This is a genomic window from Acetobacter lambici (genome assembly GCF_011516885.1).
Lineage (GTDB): Bacteria > Pseudomonadota > Alphaproteobacteria > Acetobacterales > Acetobacteraceae > Acetobacter > Acetobacter lambici.
The window spans coordinates 1-775 of sequence record NZ_WOTD01000160.1 but is presented as its reverse complement, the minus strand read 5'-3'; the positions used below and the strand labels follow the sequence as shown (position 1 = coordinate 775).

General features: G+C 53.8%; 2 protein-coding genes. Both read right to left on the bottom strand.

The annotated features are described in order from the left end of the window. Positions 1-280, bottom strand: a 280-nt coding sequence (gene tnpB / locus GOB86_RS15655; RefSeq protein ID WP_165993582.1) for an IS66 family insertion sequence element accessory protein TnpB, incomplete at its 3' end; no start/stop codon positions are given. Then, on the bottom strand, positions 277-717 hold the full coding sequence (gene tnpA, locus GOB86_RS15650; protein ID WP_165993580.1) for an IS66-like element accessory protein TnpA: 441 nt from the start codon (positions 715-717) through the stop codon (positions 277-279). The genes tnpB and tnpA, both read right to left, overlap by 4 nt. Positions 718-775: the final 58 nt, after the last annotated feature.

The following is a 775-nucleotide window of genomic DNA, read 5'->3' as shown; positions in this document are numbered from 1 at the left end:
TTAATTGTGACGCACTCAGATGGATGGCCCCGTCCTTTGCCGAGGGCCAGATGAAATACCCACGTTCAATCCGTTTTGCATAGAGGGACACTCCAATCCCGTCATGCCAGATCAGTTTCACCAGATCGCCGCGTCGGCCACGAAAGACAAAAACATCACCAGCATAGGGGTCTCTCCCCAGAAACTGTTGAACCCTCAGCGCCAGACCGGGCATGCCAAGGCGCATGTCTGTCGCACCTGCCGCCAGCCATATCTTCAGACCAGAGGGAAGAGGGATCATGAGCGTAAAACCTGAAGGAGTTTCCTCAGATCTTCAATCGCGATCCGGCTGTCAACCATCAGCTTCTCGCCACCAGGAAAAAGAATGCTGGCTTCATGTCCACTCCCGCAGGACTGGTCTTCACCCACCCCTTCAGCAGGGGATGTCATATGAACCGGCACAAAAGAAAGCTGCTCTTTCGCAGACGGGTTTACGAAATCCAGTCTCTGACGCCATCGGTAAACGACGCTGACGTGGACACCAAACTGGCGCGCAACAGCACGGACTGACTGACCAGTTTCATAAGAAGCCAGCACAACCCGACGTCTGAATGCGTCATCATAGGCCCGGCGCCGTTCGCCAACAATTTCAATAACCGGATGAAGGGCTCGCGATGCTTGTGTCGCAGCGAATGTCGCTGCGACACAAGCATCATTCTGTTCTGATCGCTCTGTCATGAACAGAACACATCACCACACCATAAAATCAACAAGGCGTCTCACACCGGAAGCCTAC

Excerpts from the sequence above, each read along its gene's own strand:
- tnpA (WP_165993580.1), bottom strand. The coding sequence starts at position 717 with ATGACAGAGCGATCAGAACAGAATGATGCTTGTGTCGCAGCGACATTC.